Here is a 16,290-nt window from a genome sequence, read left to right on the forward strand (position 1 = left end):
TGCCGGTCCCGCGGCGGCGAGCCCGGCTTCGAGGATCTCGAGCAGTTCCTGCCCCCCGCGCAGGCCCGAGACGGTGGTGACCCGCAGGTTCGGGTGCGTCCACCGGTGCTCGTCCAGCTCGCCGTGGGCGGGGCGGACGGCGAGGTCCGCGGCGGCGAGCATGCCCGCGTCCAGCAGTGAGTCCCCCGCGGCGGCGAGCCTTGCCGGCGCGGCCCGGCGCATCACCTCGGCGAGGGCCGCCTGCTTGGTCAGCCCGGCCGGTACCAGGTAGACCTTGCGTCCCTGGACGGACAGGCCCCAGCCATCGGCCGCCAGGCCCGCCGCGAGGCCGGACAGGTCGGGGATGCCGTCACGCTCGTAGGCGACGAGGTAGACGAACAGGCCGTCGGCGACCCGGCTCACCCGGACCCAGCCGTCGGCGGCGAGCCGCTGCGCGATGGCCCACACCTCGGCGAGCGGGCGGGCACGGGTGGCGATCCGCTCCCGGATCCGGGCCGCCCAGGCCTCGTCCGGACGGCCGTCCACCAGCAGGTGGCCGCCGTTGGTCGTGATCGCGTACCGGGGGCGGACACCGAGATCGACCCGTTCGTACTGTGCCCGGGTACGGGTGGTGACCGGAACGAGGGTCGCCGCGGCGTGCAGCCTGGCGATCAGTTCGGCGGACGCGGCGGTGCAGAACGCGGCGGGCTCGCCGTCGATGTGCTCCACAGTGACCAGCTCGGGTTCGACCGCACCGGACGGGAGCCGGAAGGAACGCCTGCTGTAGATCAGCGTCTGGTCGAGATCACAGGCGACGACCCAGCGCGCGCCCGGCAGGGCCGCGGCCGGGGACGGCGCGGGCGTCCATGTGCTGATGGCCCGACTCTACGCCACGGGCCGGCCGACATGCCGCGCAATCACACGCATTGTCCGGACACGGGAACCGTCCGGACACGGGAACCGGACGGGCCGGGGCCTGTCCACAGCCCGCTCGGGTGGGTGGCAGTTGTCCACAGGCCGCCGCGCGCTGTTCCATCCGGCCGGCACGGCTGCGAGCCTGACAGACATGGCCCCGGACCCCGGCCAGCATCCCTGGCAGCAGCATCCCTGGCAGCAGGATTCCTGGCACCAGGATCCCTGGCGGCAGCATCCCCGGCAGCAGGATTCCTGGCGGCGGTATCCCTGGCAGCAGGCCGCCGACAGCCAGTGCGGCGTCATCGCCGTCCGCGCTGTCGTCGCCGCCGGCACGAGCCGCTCGACGATTCACTGGCAGGTGCGGACCGGACGCTGGCAGCGCCCCATGCCGGGTGTGCTCGTGACCCGCCCGCAGCCGCCCACCCGGATGCAGCTGCTGTGGTGCGCGGTCGAGTCCATCGGGCCGCACGCCGTCGTCGGCGGCGCCTCCGCGGCCGCCATGGGCGGCCTGCGCGGCTTCGACGACGAGCACATCACCATCGTCGTGCCGGCCGGGCGGCATCCCGCCCCGCGGCCGGGCGTCGTCGTTCACCACAGCGCCCGGCTGGGCCCCGACGCCGTGCACCCCCACCTGCGTCCACGACGGACCAGGCTGGCCCGCTCCGTCGTGGACATGGCCAACTGGGCGCAGCGGCCGGAAGCCGTGTACGACATCATCGCGTCCGCCGTCCAGCAACACCTGGTGACGGTCAGCGAGCTGCGTGCCACCATCAGGGCACGCGGGCCGATCCCCCGGAAAACCCTGATCCTTCAGGTGCTGGACAGCCTGCGCGATGGAACATCTCATGGCGACGAAACACCCTGTCACGACGGCCTGGTGAACAGCGCGCGGTCGGGCGTGCCGTCGGGCGGCTTGATGATCCCGACACACGAGTACGGCAGGTCGGCCCTCTCCTCGACGGGCACGCCCTTGGCCTCGCACAGGGACAGGACATGAGGCAGCTCCGCCAGCCGCTCGGGGGTGACGACGACCTTCCAGGGCACCCGGCGCAACAGCACCCTGGTGGTCTCGCCGACCCCGGGCTTGACCAGGCCGATGTTGTCGATCCCGTACTCCTTCGCCAGCGTCTCGACCGCCTGCCAGCCGGCCCAGGTCGGGGTGCGCTCCGCCGGCCGCGAGACGCCGTCCGCGACCGCGGCCGACGCGGCGGGGAACGCCTCGGCAACGGTCTCGACGTAACGGCGGGAGTAGTCCCGGTCGGCGAGGTGCCGGTAGTACTTCGCCCCGTGGAAGTCGGCCGGGCCGATCAGCGACCGGTTCAGCACCGTCCGGCTCACCAGGCCGCTGACCGTGGAGTTCAGGCAGCTGTGCGGGATCAGGAAGTCGTCCCGCGTCCCGTACAGGGATGTGCAGTGGCCGGGGTCGGAGATGACCGCCATGGACGCGTCCAGCCCGAGGCCGCGGGCGGCGGTCTCGAGCACCCGGAGAATGGCGCCCTTGCCCGTCCAGCCGTCGACGAACTGGAGGCTGCGCCGGTCGTGCCGAGCGAGGATCCAGCGCATCGCGTTCTCGTCGAGCCCCCGGTCCTTGATGATGGAGACCGAATAGTGCGACAGGTCGAGCCCGTGCCGCCAGCGGGCCCAGCGCCGCATCAGGATGCCGGCGGGCGTGCCGGCCCGCGCCAGCGACACGATGACCGGCTCTCCTCTGCCCGCGAGCACGAGTTCGGTGGCGATGCCGACCGCGGTGGCGACCCGTACCGCCGAGCGGGCCAGGGCATCCTCGAACAGGGCAAGGTAGGCCTGCGACGGTTCGTATTCGACCGGCAGGTCCTCGGAGTAGTGGCGGCCCTTGGAGAAGTCCTCCTCGCGGTCCTCGGTGGGGCGTTCCAGCGGGATGTCGCTGAGGTCCTTCAACAGGAAGGTGACGTCCGCCGGGTCGTAGGAGCCCGAGCCCACCGTTCCCGGGATGACCGGCCGCACCGCGCTCCCGGACGCGTCTGCGGGGCTCCCGGCACTCCCGGCGCTCCCGGCGCTCCCGGTCAACGCGCACCCCCGGCGCTGTCGGCCGACAGGGCCAGCGGCCGGCCGGCCGGCCCCCGCGTCGGGATCGTGACCACGGTGACCGGCGCGCACCGGCGCAGCACCCCGGCCATCCCCGACACGTCGGCCGCCCCTGACACGCTCGCCCCGGCCGTCCCGCTGGCGGCCCGCCCGTTCGCGGCCGAGTCGACCACCACGACGATGTCGTCGTACAGGCCGGGCCGGACGTTGTACACATGGCTGGCCCGGCCCGGGTCGTCAGGCGCCGGAAAGGTCCGCGCGCAGCGGATCGCGTAGCCGTCGGCGTCGATCGGGTGGACCGGTGAGCGGGTCGTCGAGTGGTAGACGACCTCGCCAGGGACGATCCGGTCGAGCGCGTCACCGATAAGTAGCGGTGTGTACATGAGCTCCTCGGTGCCGAGCACGAGAACGCGGCCCGAGGGCCTGTTCAGCGCCTCGGCCACGTCCTTGGCGACCAGCGGCGCCACCTCGGCGAGCAGCGCCCGGTCCGGCCGTGACCAGCCATGGCGGGCGCCGTCGGGAAGATCGTCAGGCCAGTCGGGTGTCACACGGCGCACCGGAGCGGGCTCCCCGCAGGACCATGGCCGGCTGCCGTCGGCGTCGGCGCCGGCGCCGGCGCCGGCGCCGTACCGGGCTCGTATCCGCTCGGCGCGCGCGGTCACGTCGTCCGGGACGGTCACCTCCCCGGCCAGCAGCGACACCACCCGTACGGACACGCCGAGACGCTCCGCGAGCTCGTCGAAGGCGCGGCGGGCCGGCGCCGGCCGGGCGTCGAAAAGCGTGGCCACCGTGTACGACGGCCGGGGCGCGAACGCGTGCAGCGCGCGGATCGTGCCCAGGGCGGTCCGGCCGGTGGACAGCTCGTCGTCGACGAGCACCAGCGGCCGGGGCGCCCGCACCAGCTCGGGATCGCTCGGCATCAACCAGTGGAAGGTGGCATGCGAATGCGCCTCGTCGAAGTCCAGCAGCGTGGTGGCACCAGGAACGACCCGGCGCGTGGTGTGCAGGTAGTCGCAGCCGGCGAGGCCGTCGGCCACGGTGTGCCCGAGCGAGGTGGCGGTCTCGCAGTAGCCGAGCACCAGCGGCGCCACCGCCGCGGCATCGCCCCCGGCCGCCCGCTGGTCGGCGCGGACCCGCGCGGCCAGCAGATGGCCGGCCGCGACCGACCGCGCCGGGCGTACCGGCAGATGCTTGCCGAGCACCCGGCTGACCAGCAGATGGGCCCGTCTGGGGTTGCGCCGCAGCGCAAGGCCCACCATTGCGTCCAGCCCCCCGCCGACCACGTCGGCCCGCAGCCGGACATCGAGCCCCAGCTCGTCCCACAGCCATCCCGAACCGTTCGACGGCACCGCGGCACCATCCGCCAGACTCACACGACCTCCGTCCTCAGCAGCACCCCGGCCGGCATCGCCAGCGGGGTCTTCACCAGTTCCGGTAGTTGCGGCCACCCGTCCGGTGGCGGCCACCCGCCCGCCGGGCGCTCGCCCGCGCACTGCCGGTCACAGTGCGCTGGTCGCCGCCAGCACGTCGACGAACGTGTGCCCCTCGCGCAGGACGCCGAAGGCCCGGGCCCGCCGCAGCACCCCCTCGGCCCAGGCCCGGTGGGGCCGCAGCTCGTTCATCTTGTTCGCGTAGCGGCTCGGACGCACGCCACCGCTGTCGTCCGCGAGAATCGCCATCGCGTCCGTGTACTCCTCGTGGGTGGCCACGTGCAGGGCGTGTACGGCGGGCACATGGCTGGGATGGATCACTGTTTTGCCGAGCAGCCCGTTGGCCTTGTCGAGCACGACCTCGCGGATGAGCCGGTCGAGATCGGCGGAGACGAGCCGGGAACGCATCCGCGCGCCGTCCGCGCTGTCGCCGACGAGGTCGGCCTCCTCGAACGGCGTGACCCGCAGCGCGCTGACGAAGAGCCGTTCCGGCTGCGCGAAGTACTCCCAGACCGGCCCGCTCACCACGTGCTCCCCACCGCGGCCGCACACGTTGACGATGTCGGCGATGCAGTCCCGCACCACCGCGATGTCGTAGATGGTCAGATCACGGTCCCGGCGCAGCCCGAACAGGCCACAGAGATCGGTCGCGCCGATACGCACGGCAAGAACGATGTCGGCGTGCTTGTCGACGAGGTCGCGCACGCCCAGCAGCGTCCGCTCCCGGGTCTCGCGAAAGATGATCTGAGGGCTTTCCAGCACGGGCATCGCCCACAGCGGCCGGGCGAGCCGGTCGGAGGCCCGCACGACCGCGGCCAGCGCCGCCACGCCGCCCTCGGGATCGAACTTGGGCAGCACGAAACCGCCGAGCATCCCCGACGCGTCGGCGTCGAGCTGGGCGACGACGCGCGATATCTGGTCGGTGTCACGCACGCGGACGAACAGCAACGGCGGCCCGCCCGCGGTGGCCGGCGGATTCCCACCCAGGTCGCGCAGCGCGGTGATGATGTTCGCCTCGGCCGCGGGGACCTCGTGGTCGGCGATGGCGTCCTCCAGGCAGAGCACCATCGACGTCACCCCGGCGGACACCTGGCGGCGGACGTCCGCGGCCAGCGTCGGGCGGGTGCCCGGGGCGTAAAGAGTCGCCCCGAGCGCCGTTGCCACCAACAGGCGGTCCGCGGCCGGCGGAATCTCCTCGGGCAGGCGGTGAAACAGCGCATCCGCCCGGTCCGCGGCCAGGAAACCGAAGTGACGCACCGGTCGAACCCCCTGTCGTCGGACCGTTCACTGATCGGGGCGGCCGCACATCGTCATTTGCGGGGCGCCGGACTGGCCAGAACCTACAGCCACCGCCACCGGCGCCGAAATCCCGCACGCTGTTGTCATCGGCTGGACAACCTGTTTTCACATGACCACGACCGTGGCGAACGAGATCGCCACCGACCGCTGGCCGGGCCGCCGACTGCCCGCGGCAAGGTATCAGGGCAGGTCGGCCAGCCCGGCGGATCACCATGACGAATCAGGCGGCCGCCGGGCCACCCGCGCCCGGGTATCCGCGCACACCACGCCGCCGGCCGGTGACCGTGGGCGCGGCGTGTCATGCCGGGCGCGCATTATCCGATTACCCGCCGCCCAATACATTCACCGCTGATCCGTTCGCTATTGCGCGTTATTCGCGACGCGCAATAGCGGGACGCTTGCCCGTGACGGCCGGGCGGACGGGTTCACCGCAGCACCAGGGCGTCGTCCGGAGGATGCCGCAGCACGACCTGCGCGGCCTGCGGGCCCGGAAGCAGCCGGATGCCCCACGGCAGCCGCGCGCCGTCCAGCGGGACCTCCACGGTGTGCTCACCGGGTGTATGTGCCGCCTCGTGGGCGGGCACCCGGGCGAGCACCTGCCCGTCCTCCCGGGTCTGCGGCGGGATCGTTCCGGACCGGGCGACCAGCAGCAACTCGGGCAGCAGCCCGTCCGCGCGCACCTGTACGCGCAACGTACGACGACGCCAGCCCACCCGAGCCACCATATAACTGACCGTCGCCGCATCCTGTTGTATCTGTTGCTGCTGCGGCTGCTCCCGCTGTTCCTGCCGCGGCTGCTCCTGGTGTGGCCGCTCCTGCGGTGGCTGCTGGTCCGGCTGGGCCGGCGAGCCGGTCCCGGCCGGCGGGCCCGTGGCGGCTCCCGCGCTCCCGGCGGCCCGTTGGCCACCGGAAGCCACCGGATCCGCGAGGGCCGGGGGATCCGCGAGGGCCGGGGGATCCGCGAGGGCCGGGGGATGCGCGGACGCCCATTCCTCCTGGTCACCGGCCGCCGGGGCCGGGAGGCCCACATGGAGCGGCGGATCCGGACGGGCATCCCGCTCCGCCCGGACCGCCAGCCGGGCCAGGATGCCCGTTCCGGGCGGTACCGCGGCCAGCGTCCCGCCGATGCGTACCAGCGGATAGCAGACGATGAAATACGCCGAGCCGTCCGGCGGCGCGGCCAGGTGCCAGCCGCCTTTCATCTCCAGGCTCGCGCTGGTGACCTTCGCCTGTTCGGCCTCGGGATCGCCGGGCCCGGTCGGCGGCTGGTCCCGGCGCCACAGGACCCGGGCCTCGGTGATCCCCGGCGGCATCCGGAAGGACAGCACGATCTCCTCGCCGCGGTCGTCGGCACGCAGCTCCGTGATCTCCCCGACGACCAGGTGCCGGACCGCCCTGCCGACCACGGCCCGGCCGGCCAGCACGGTCACCGGGACGTACTCCAGCTCGCCGGCCGCCGACAGGTCGACCAGGTGGCCGCTGTCGCTGGACCCGACCAGCCGGGCCGGATCGACGATCCGCGCCAGATCCACCTCGGCGTCCTCGGCCGCGAGCGGATGCCCCGGCGGCAGGCCCGGCGGCGAGCTCGACAGACCCGACCGCGAGCTCGGCTGCCCTCCGCTCGAGGGCACCGCGTAGATCCGCACCTCGCTGCCCACCGGCGCGTTCCAGCGCAGCATGGTGCGGCCCGCGGCGGCGGTGATCTGCAGATCACGGATCGCCGGTGGACGCGGGATCACCGTCGCCATGGTCGACGCCCCGCCCGTGCGCGCGGGAACACCGCCCGCGTCGTGGAACTCGACGTAGACCTGATAGCGGTAGGTGACACCTGCCTGGACGGTGGAGTCGACGTACTGGCCGGCGTTCGCCCTGATCCGCCGCGTCGGGAGCCGCACCGGCGACGACTCGTCCACGGCCCGCTCGATCGTGACCGCGTCCACCGGGCCGTCCAGGCGCCAGGACAGCTTCACCGCGTCACCGATCTGCTCCGCGCGCAGCTCGGTGACATCCCGCATGACCACGAGCCCGGGTGTGCGTACCGGTACCGACCGCCGGCTGCCGGCGATCGCGGTCACCTCGTAGCGGACCATCAGCCCCACCGGTACCCCGGCGTCGACGAGCTCCGTGGACCCGGTGGTGCCCAGGCTGTGTTCCGACGCGACCATCCGCTCCGGGCCGCTCGCGTCCCCGAGCAGGCGGACCACCCGGTAGGACACCGGAGCGGCGCTGGACAGGCAGGCGCGCCACCGCAGGACCACCCCGCCGTCCTGCTCGGCCGCGGTCAGCTCCCGGGGCGGGTCGAGGGGCAGCGCGGCCAGCGCCGCCAGTGCCTCGCGGCTGTCCGCCGCCGTGGCGAGCACCGCGGCCAGGGCACTCTCCTGGTCGGGGGCGGGCAGCACCCGGGCCGCGGCGACCCGGCGGTGGATGACGTCCTGATGGGCGGCGAGTTCGGCGAGCACCTCCTCGGGGGTGCGCCCGTCCGGGCCGGGCACGTCGCGGGCGTGGGAGACCAGCCACCGCGCCCCGTCGGTGGCGGCGTCCGCGCGCCGGGCCTCACGGTTGTCCACCAGCGCCCGCCAGCCGGCGTCGGCGGCGGCCAGCGCCGCCTGCACCCGTGCGTCGAGCTCTTCGGCCTCCCGCGCGGCGGCACCGTCGAGCAGCGCCAGCACCGGGCGGACGGCGGCCAGCAGCTCGCCGGCCTGGCGGGCCCGGCCGGCGCCCAGCGCCCGGCGGATGGCGGACACGGCCTGGGCGGCCTCCCGTGCCTGGCGCACGCTCTGCCCGCAGGAACGGCAGGCCACCGCGGCGGCCTCGGTCTCCCGTCCGCACGAGGGGCACGCGGTGTACAGCTCGGTGTCGCAGTAACGGCAGATCCGCGAGCCGTCCACCGGCTCCGGGCGGCAGCACTGCGCGCACACCACATAGTCGAGGAAGACCCCGGTCGTCACGGCCGCGCCCAGCTCCCGGGCGACGCCGAGCAGCAGGGTCTTGGCCTGCGCCGTGGACAGGCCCGACCCGCTCGAGAGGATCTCCCGCACCAGCCCCTCGAACGCGGCCGGTCCCAGTTCGCCGTCGAGAACGATGTGCTCCTCGACCCGCCCCCGGATCTCCTCCCGGGCGTCCGCGGCCAGGCCGGCGGTGTAGGCGGCCGGATCCCCGTCCAGCAGCCTGGTGCGCACCTGCGCGAGCAGATCCGCGATCACCGTCTTCTCGTGGTCGTGCGGGCGCCGCTGGTTGCGTTCCAGCGCGATCTCGTAGGCCGCCCTGATCCGTTCCGGCGGCGAGCCGGCCGGGACCCCCAGGAAGGCCCAGAGGGAGGCGGTGGCGGCCCTGCTGCCCACCCGCAGCTGCCGCAGCTCGGTCAGACGGTCCCGGATCTGGCGGCGCACCCCCGCGGCGAGGGGCTCGGCCCCGTCCCCCCAGCCGTCCTCGATCACCTGCTCGCCGGCGAGAACCGCGTCGAACTGCTCGGTGGTCACCCCGTCGGCCGCCGCCAGCCGGCGCAGCCCGGCCACCCGGGAACGCGGCACCCCGCCGAAACGCTCACGTACGGTAGCGAGATTGCGGGCCACTTTCGCCAGCCGTTCGGCCTGCCCGGCCTGGCGGGCCGCCAGCACCCGGGCCCGGAGCTGGTCGCGGGTGGCGGCGTCCAGCAGCGGCGCCTCCCACTCCGCCCGCCGCCGCACCAGCGTCGCCGCGAGCGACGCGTACCGGGTCGCGTCCCGCTGCCGTTGCAGGAAGGCCATGACGGCGGCCAGCTGCTCGCGTACCTGCGCGTCGGTGTGGACGGCATCCGGATCGAGGGCCGCGACGAAAAAAGGGTCATCGAGATCCAACGTGGAGCGGCGGTGCAGCTCCGCCAGCACACGCTGGCGGTAACCGCTGCCGTCGAACGCCGCGCTCACCGTCCCACCTTCGTCCCGTCCCTGCCGCGGGGCAGGTGAAACCCGTGTCTGTACAGCCCGTGCCCGTCCTGGGCGCGGCCTGGAACGTTCACCATATGTACTGGACGAGGCAATGCACCGGCCAGAACTGCACCTGCCCGCTCCTGGTGACACCTCACACAGACACGGCCCGGCGGGTGTCCGCGTGGGTGCGGGTGTCCGCGTGGGTACGGGTGTCCCCGTGGGTATGTCTGCGGTGGATGCCGGCCGTCCGGATCAGCGCCCGCGCCGGCCGGCATCCACCGCAGACCCTCCAGGCCGTCAGTCGCGCTGCTTGAGCAGGGTGACCTTCCTGCCCTCCTCGTCCCGCATCGCCTCGCTGCCGACCCCGGCCTTCACCTGCAGGAGCAGGGGGTCCTTCGCGCCGGGATGGGTGGCGGTGACCCGGATGGTCTGGTCCGGGCGCATGAAGAAGGTGACCTCGACGGGCGTGCCGCGGGGATGGCCGCCCGGGATGCCGGCGATGGCGCCCTCGACGATCACCTTGTTGTCCTCCGGCAGGGGCGACTCGGCGCTCGTGCCCTGCTCGAACACGCGGATGTCGACCTCGGCCTGGTTGTCGGAGACCGTGTAGAAGGTCCGCGTCACCTCGATCGGCAACGGGTCGTTGCGGTGCGCTAGGAAGGCGGCGACCGTCTTGCCCCTGTCCTCGGCGAGGATCCCGAAACCGCGCGAGGTCACATTTACGATCTTCGTTTTCACCAGGTCCACCACGGCGGTGATGTCCAGCCCGAGGCTGTCGGCCGCCCCGGACGCCGCCTGCCGCACGTCGGTCGCCTCGGCCGCCTCCAGGCCCTCCCCCTCGGCAAGCCTGCCCTTCGCGACCAGATCGTCGATGACCTGGCGTTCCAGCTCCTTCTTCTGCCCGAACACCGCCGCGCCCTTGGCCACCGCGAGATCAGGATCGACGAGCCGGGGAGCCAGGCCGAACTTCTCGGTCAGCTTCCGGGCGATGACAGGGGTCTTGCTCATCCCCCCGACGAGCAGGCAGACGTCGACGTGGTCGACCCCGCGCTCCTTCGCCCGGTCGAGCACCGAGCCGGTCAGGTCGAGCGTGCGCTGCAGCAACGACGCCGTGATCTCCTCGAGGTCGGCGCGGGTGACGGTCACGCTCGTGCGCCGGCCGGCATGGACCACCAGCACGTCCACGCTCTCCCGGCCCGAGAGCGCCAGCTTCGCCTCCTCCGCCGCGGTCAGCAGCTCCTGCTCGTCGTAGACGTCGTCGAGCGGGTCGCCGGCGCCGGGCTGCGCCTCGATGAACTTCTGCGCGAGGAAACGCACCAGCTCGGCGTCCCAGTCGGCGCCGCCCAGCTCGTGGTCGCCGTCGGTGGCAACCACCGTGATCTCGTTCTCCGACAGCCGGATGACCGTGGTGTCGAAGGTGCCGCCGCCGAGGTCGTAGACCAGCACGGTGGACTCCGCCGCGCCGCCCCGCGCGAACCCGTAGGCGAAGGCCGCCGCGGTCGGCTCGTTGATGATGTCGACGACGTTCAGCCCGGCGAGCGTCCCGGCGAGCTTCGTCGCCTTGCGCTCCTCGTCACCGAAGTAGGCGGGCACGGTGATGACCACATCGGTCACCGGGGTCCCGGTCACCCGCTGCGCGTCGGCGGCCAGGGCCTTGAGCACGAGGCTGGACACCGCGGGAGCGCTGTACTCCTCGCCGTGGACGACGAACCGCCAGTCCGCCTCGCCCATGTGCCGCTTGACCAGGCTCGCCACGTCGTCCGGACGGATCCGGGCCTGCCGCTTGGCCTGCGTGCCGACGACGAAGCTGACCTCGCCGCCGGGCGACTCGTCAAAGAGCACCACCGACGGCGTGGTCGGCTGCGACTCGATGTTACGGATGACGTCCGGGCGCCCGTACTCGTCCACCTGGGCGATACACGAGTACGTCGTTCCCAGGTCGATCCCGAACACCTTCGTCCGCGTCATGTAGCTTCCCTCCGCCAAACCGCGGCCACCGCCCAGGGCCCGGGCGCACGAAGAAAAGCATCGCGCTGCCGCGGCCCACGGTCAGGGGCGCCAGGCCCCCGGGCCCACCGGGCCGGTCCCCGGCACCCGGATCCGGCCGGGAACCGGGCGCACGAGAACCATGGCCGCGCCGTTGTTGGCCCTCTTTGTCGGCCTTCTGCTGTTGTCGGCCCCCTAGTGTGCCCGAAAGACCTCCACCTCGGCTGGGCGCACCACGATCGACTCACCGCGGACGAAGCCGGGTCTGACGGTCCGGGCGATCGTCCGGTCACGCTTGGCGTCGTCCGTACCGATACGGCGCACGCCGACGTGCCGGGCCGGGTCGAAGGGCATGCCCACGACCGCGGTGTACGGACGGACGTCCACGGCGACGTCCATGATCTGCAACAGCTGCGTACGCAGGATACCGGCGACGCTCTGGCCGTCGTCCGCGCCCAGGCTCGTCATCTGGTCGTGCAGCCGCATCAGGCCCCGCAGCAACGGTGACATCGCCTCGGTCAGCTCACCCGCCCGCAGCCGGGTGTTCTCGGCGTGCAGGCGGTCCACCAGGTCGGCGTCGTGACGCCGGAGCCTGGCCAGCTCCTCGAGACGCCGGGCCAGCTCGTCCAGGCGGCCGGCGACGGCGGTGGCCGCGGGGCCCTCGGCGTCGCCGTCGCCGACGGCGTTCCCGGCGGCAGCCCCGTCCGCGGCCCTGCCCTCGGCCCTGTCCTCGGTCTTGTCCGCGGCCCTGCCCTCGGTCCCGGTCTTGCCCTTCTTGCCCTTGGCCCTGCCCTCAGCCGCGGCCCCGGCGGCGGCCTCCTGCCCGTCAGCGATCCCGCCGGCCGCGCCAACCGCGGGGGGCCGTGCCGCGGGCTGCTCGGGCTCGGCGGCAATGGTCACGGCCGGCTCCGCCGGCGGGAGGCCGGCCGGCGGGAGGCCGGCCTGCGGATGATCGGCCGGCGCGGGGCCGGTCGCGTCCCCCGGCCGCACGGCCGGCGGGGCGTCACGCCCGTCACGCCCGTCATCCCCGGCATCCCCGGTGCCGGCCACGATCTCTCCCGGTTCCGCCGGGCCCGTCCCGTCGCTGTTGTCACCCGGTGGCACCGGACGTGGCGTACCGGCCACCAGCCCGTGCCGTGGCCGGGATGTCGAAACGGGCCCACCGCCCGTGGGCGGTACCGGCACCGGCCGGCTCACGTCCGCTTCCACTCCCCGGCTGCGCGCAGCCACATCTCGTCGTCCCCCTGATCATGCTCCTGGCTCCCGGCCCTGTTGCCCGTTCGCCTTCCTTACACGCCTATTCGCCCAATATTCTCCTACTCGTCCGCATGCGCCTACTTGCGCCCCGGAGTCCAGTTCAGTCCCCAGCCGAAGGCCTGGTCGAGTTCCTGGTGGCTGCCGACGTAGCGCACCTCCCTGCTCACGATGAGGTCGTTGCCGCCCTGGTTGGTCAGCAGCGCGATCGCGCACATCCGGGCGCTGCCGGCCCGCTCGTCCAGCCGGACCTCGATGGGCGCGCCCCGCGCCGGGGTGAGGGTCACCACCGCGCCGGCCTGGTCGAAGTTCGGGACGCCGGAGTAGATGAAAGCGAAGATCAGCAGACGGCGGATCTCCGCGACGTGGGCCAGGTTGACGAACAGGTTCTCCCCACCGGCGGAGGCACCGGTGCGGTCATCGGCGTCGAGCTGGACGTACGGGTGCGCGTCGAGGGAGCCGAACGCGTTACCGAGCGCCTGCACGACCCCCTTACGGCCGTCGGTGAGCTCGTACAGGCTGGCCAGGTCGAGGTCGATCCCGCCCTGCCCGACGCTCAGCACCCGCTTGAGGAAGCCGCCCTTGCCGCCGGCGCCCGCCGCGCCCTGGGCGTTCCAGTTGAGGTTGACGTGCAGCCGCCCGCCGCCGCCCTGCTTGCTCAGGGAGACCGAAGGTGCACCCTTGGTGAGAGTCACCTTGTTCAGCGATACCCCGGGCGTGCCGGGGGACGAACCGGCGGATGAGTCGGTGGAGCGCTTGCTGTAGTCGATGGGCATGTTCCGCTCCCTTGTGGTGGTCGTCCCGGCCCTGCCGCCGGCTCGCCGTGACCCCCGTGGTGGCACATACACGATCAAGAATCTTCGCTGTCATGGGCGCCGCCGTCCATGGGCGGCGCTGTCATGGACGCACGACTGTCATGAACCGGCAGTAACGATCTCACGCTGCCGTTCGTCCGGGCCGTCGCCCTCGTCCGCGCCGGCACGCCGCTCCTTGTTCCGGCGCAGCAGAGAGGAGATCAGGGCGACTCCGATGAACCCGACACCGACGAGACCGGTGATGATCTCCGGGACCTCGGTCTCGATGCTGACAGCGAGGATCACCGCGAGCGCGCCGATGGCGTAGTGGGCGCCGTGCTCCAGGTAGACATACTCCTGCAGGGTGCCCTTGCGGACGAGGTAGACGGTGATCGACCGGATGTACATGGCGCCGATACCGAGCCCGGCCGCGATGACGAAGATCTTCTGAGTGATCGCGAAAGCGCCCACCACGCCGTCGAAGGAGAACGACGCGTCCAGGACCTCCAGGTACAGGAACAGGAAGAACGCGGCCTTCCCCGACGCGAGGACCAGCGTGTTGGGACCGCCTTTGCCGCCGGCCGGCCCCGCCGCGGGCGCGGTCCCCACGGGAGCCACCGCGGTGGCGTCGTCGGCGTCCTGCCCGGCGTCCTGCGCGTCATCGTCGTCGGCTCCCAGGCCGCGCGCCTCGAAGAACTCACCGAGACCACGCACGCCCAGATAGGTGGCGATACCGGCGACACCGGCCGTGAGCACCTGCTGGATCGCGTCACCGGAGAACGCCTCGGCGACGATGAGGAGCGCGACGAGCCCGACCACGACCGACAGCACATCGAGGTGCCCCGCCCTGCGCAGCGGCTCCTCGATCCAGCGGAGCCACTGGACGTCACGTTCGGGGTCGAACATGAAATCCAGGAAGATCATGAAGAGGAAGATGCCACCGAAGGCGGCGATGGCCGGATGCGCGTCGTGCAGCCGGGCCGCGTACTCGTCCGGGTTGTTCAACGCGAGGTCGAAGACCTCGATGGGGCCGAGATGCGCGGTGAGCGCGACGATGACGATCGGGAACAGCAGGCGCATCCCGAATACGGCGATCAGGATGCCGACGGTGAGGAATATCCGCTGCCAGAACTCGTTCATCCGGCGCAGGATCGTGGCGTTGATGACCGCGTTGTCGAACGACAGGCTTATCTCCAGCACGGCCAGGATGGCGACGATCGCGGCCGTCTCCGGGCCGCCGAGCACTCCGGCCAACGCGACACCGACCACGGTGACCGCCAGCGACCAACCAAAGATTCGCAGGGCATGCACGAGGACAGGCACCCTTCCTCCGGACCGGGTCTGGCGCGGTACCGGGAGCACCACCCACCGCGCCTCGACCCCGGTCCGGAGCATCGAGGCATCACGTCAGCCGCGCGTCGGCCCGGGCCGGGCGCGGCGCGGGTCATGGCCATGTCCTGACCATGACCGCACAGTTACCCCGCACAGTTACGGGTACCCCGCCACGGGTGCCCCGCACAGTCACGGGGCCGCCTGGCCGTTGACCGCGATCCCGGGCATCGTAACCGGCCGAGCCGGCACCGCCGGGTAACCGGCCAAACCGGGACCACCGGCGCCCCGCACGCGGGCACGGGCCGTCAGCACGGCGTCCGCCCGCCGCCCACAGCCCGCCGGGCCTCGCCCCGTCCAGCCCGCCGGGCCTCGCCCCGTCCAGCCCGCCGGGCCTCGCCGTCCACGGCCCGGCGGACGCGGTGGCACCGGCGCTCCCGGCCCGCTTCCCCGGCCCGGGCCGCCCGGTCGCGACGACCGGGCGTCAGGGCAGAAGGATCAGACATTGACTCCGTAGTCCCGGGCGATGCCGGCAAGCCCGGAGGCATAGCCCTGGCCGACGGCCCGGAACTTCCACTCGGCGCCGTGCCGGTAGACTTCACCGAAGACCATCGCAGTTTCGGTGGAGGCGTCCTCGGTGAGATCGTAACGCGCGATCTCGGTGCCCCCCACCCCGTTGACGATCCTGATGAACGCGTTGCGGACCTGGCCGAAGTTCTGCTGGCGCGTGTCCGCATCATAGATCGAAACCGGAAACACCACCTTGTCGACCTCCACGGGCAGACCGGCGAGACTCACGTTGATCGCCTCGTCGTCGCCCTCGCCCTCGCCGGTGAGGTTGTCGCCCTGATGTTCGATGGCACCGTCCGGGCTCTTGAGATTGTTGAAGAAGACGAAGTGACTGTCCGAGAGGACCTTGCCATTGGATCCGAGGGCGATCGCGCTCGCATCAAGATCGAAATCAGCGCCGGTCGTGCTGCGGACATCCCAGCCGAGGCCGACGACGATACTGGTCAGGCCGGGCGCCTCCTTGGTCAGCGAAACGTTTCCGCCCTTGCTGAGGCTGACTCCCACTTGCTCCTCCTGCTGTCATTGCGATCGGGGCTGTTCCTGTATTCCGGGGCCCTGGCCGCCCCCCGCACCGAACGCGACGCAGCCTACTGGACTCGATCACGCATGCCCACGGCGACGTGGGGTTATGGGGCCTTGTGTTCTGCGGGACGAACGGGACCTCTCCAGGGTTCCCGGACGCACGTGCGCGCCCGTTCGGGACAGCCCCCGGGACAGCCGGCGGCCGGCGGCGCGGCGCGGCGCGGGCGGGCGGCCGCCGGC

The 16,290-nt window shown here is 72.6% G+C and carries 10 protein-coding genes; all 10 read right to left on the reverse strand.

Annotated features, from left to right (window positions below):
- Positions 1 to 855: sucrose-6-phosphate hydrolase (locus NBW84_RS01980; RefSeq protein ID WP_445548611.1), on the reverse strand; the 855-nt coding region annotated here is incomplete at its 3' end.
- A 903-nt stretch (positions 856 to 1,758) separates the two neighbouring features.
- Positions 1,759 to 2,877 carry a cysteine protease StiP family protein gene (locus tag NBW84_RS01985; RefSeq protein ID WP_250281135.1) on the reverse strand — a complete coding sequence of 373 codons (1,119 nt, stop codon included), beginning with the start codon at positions 2,875 to 2,877 and terminating at the stop codon, positions 1,759 to 1,761.
- Between the two features lie 59 nt (positions 2,878 to 2,936).
- Complete coding sequence (locus NBW84_RS01990; protein ID WP_250281138.1) at positions 2,937 to 4,331, reverse strand: phosphoribosyltransferase family protein; 1,395 nt, start codon at positions 4,329 to 4,331, stop codon at positions 2,937 to 2,939.
- Between the two features lie 126 nt (positions 4,332 to 4,457).
- Positions 4,458 to 5,645: an HpcH/HpaI aldolase/citrate lyase family protein gene (locus tag NBW84_RS01995; RefSeq protein ID WP_250281139.1), complete on the reverse strand. Its 1,188-nt coding sequence runs from the start codon at positions 5,643 to 5,645 to the stop codon at positions 4,458 to 4,460.
- A 467-nt stretch (positions 5,646 to 6,112) separates the two neighbouring features.
- The gene (locus NBW84_RS02000; protein WP_250281141.1) at positions 6,113 to 9,592 is read right to left on the reverse strand and encodes a zinc ribbon domain-containing protein; all 3,480 of its coding nucleotides are present in this window, start codon (positions 9,590 to 9,592) and stop codon (positions 6,113 to 6,115) included.
- A gap of 300 nt (positions 9,593 to 9,892) precedes the next feature.
- Positions 9,893 to 11,563 carry an Hsp70 family protein gene (locus NBW84_RS02005; protein WP_250281142.1) on the reverse strand — a complete coding sequence of 557 codons (1,671 nt, stop codon included), beginning with the start codon at positions 11,561 to 11,563 and terminating at the stop codon, positions 9,893 to 9,895.
- A 213-nt stretch (positions 11,564 to 11,776) separates the two neighbouring features.
- A complete protein-coding gene (grpE, locus tag NBW84_RS02010; protein WP_250281143.1) occupies positions 11,777 to 12,631 on the reverse strand; it encodes a nucleotide exchange factor GrpE in 855 nt (284 codons plus the stop codon).
- A 284-nt stretch (positions 12,632 to 12,915) separates the two neighbouring features.
- Positions 12,916 to 13,611, reverse strand: coding sequence for a TerD family protein (locus NBW84_RS02015; RefSeq protein WP_250281144.1), 696 nt, complete (start codon positions 13,609 to 13,611; stop codon positions 12,916 to 12,918).
- 138 nt (positions 13,612 to 13,749) lie between these two features.
- Positions 13,750 to 14,940, reverse strand: a complete 1,191-nt coding sequence (locus tag NBW84_RS02020; protein WP_250281153.1) for a DUF475 domain-containing protein — start codon at positions 14,938 to 14,940, stop codon at positions 13,750 to 13,752.
- A gap of 516 nt (positions 14,941 to 15,456) precedes the next feature.
- Positions 15,457 to 16,032 (reverse strand): TerD family protein, encoded by a 576-nt coding sequence (locus NBW84_RS02025; protein WP_250281145.1) that lies wholly within the window; start codon positions 16,030 to 16,032, stop codon positions 15,457 to 15,459.
- Positions 16,033 to 16,290 lie beyond the last annotated feature (258 nt).

Source organism: Protofrankia sp. CiP1_Cm_nod2 (assembly GCF_920664355.1).
In the GTDB taxonomy this organism is placed as follows: Bacteria; Actinomycetota; Actinomycetes; order Frankiales; family Frankiaceae; genus Protofrankia.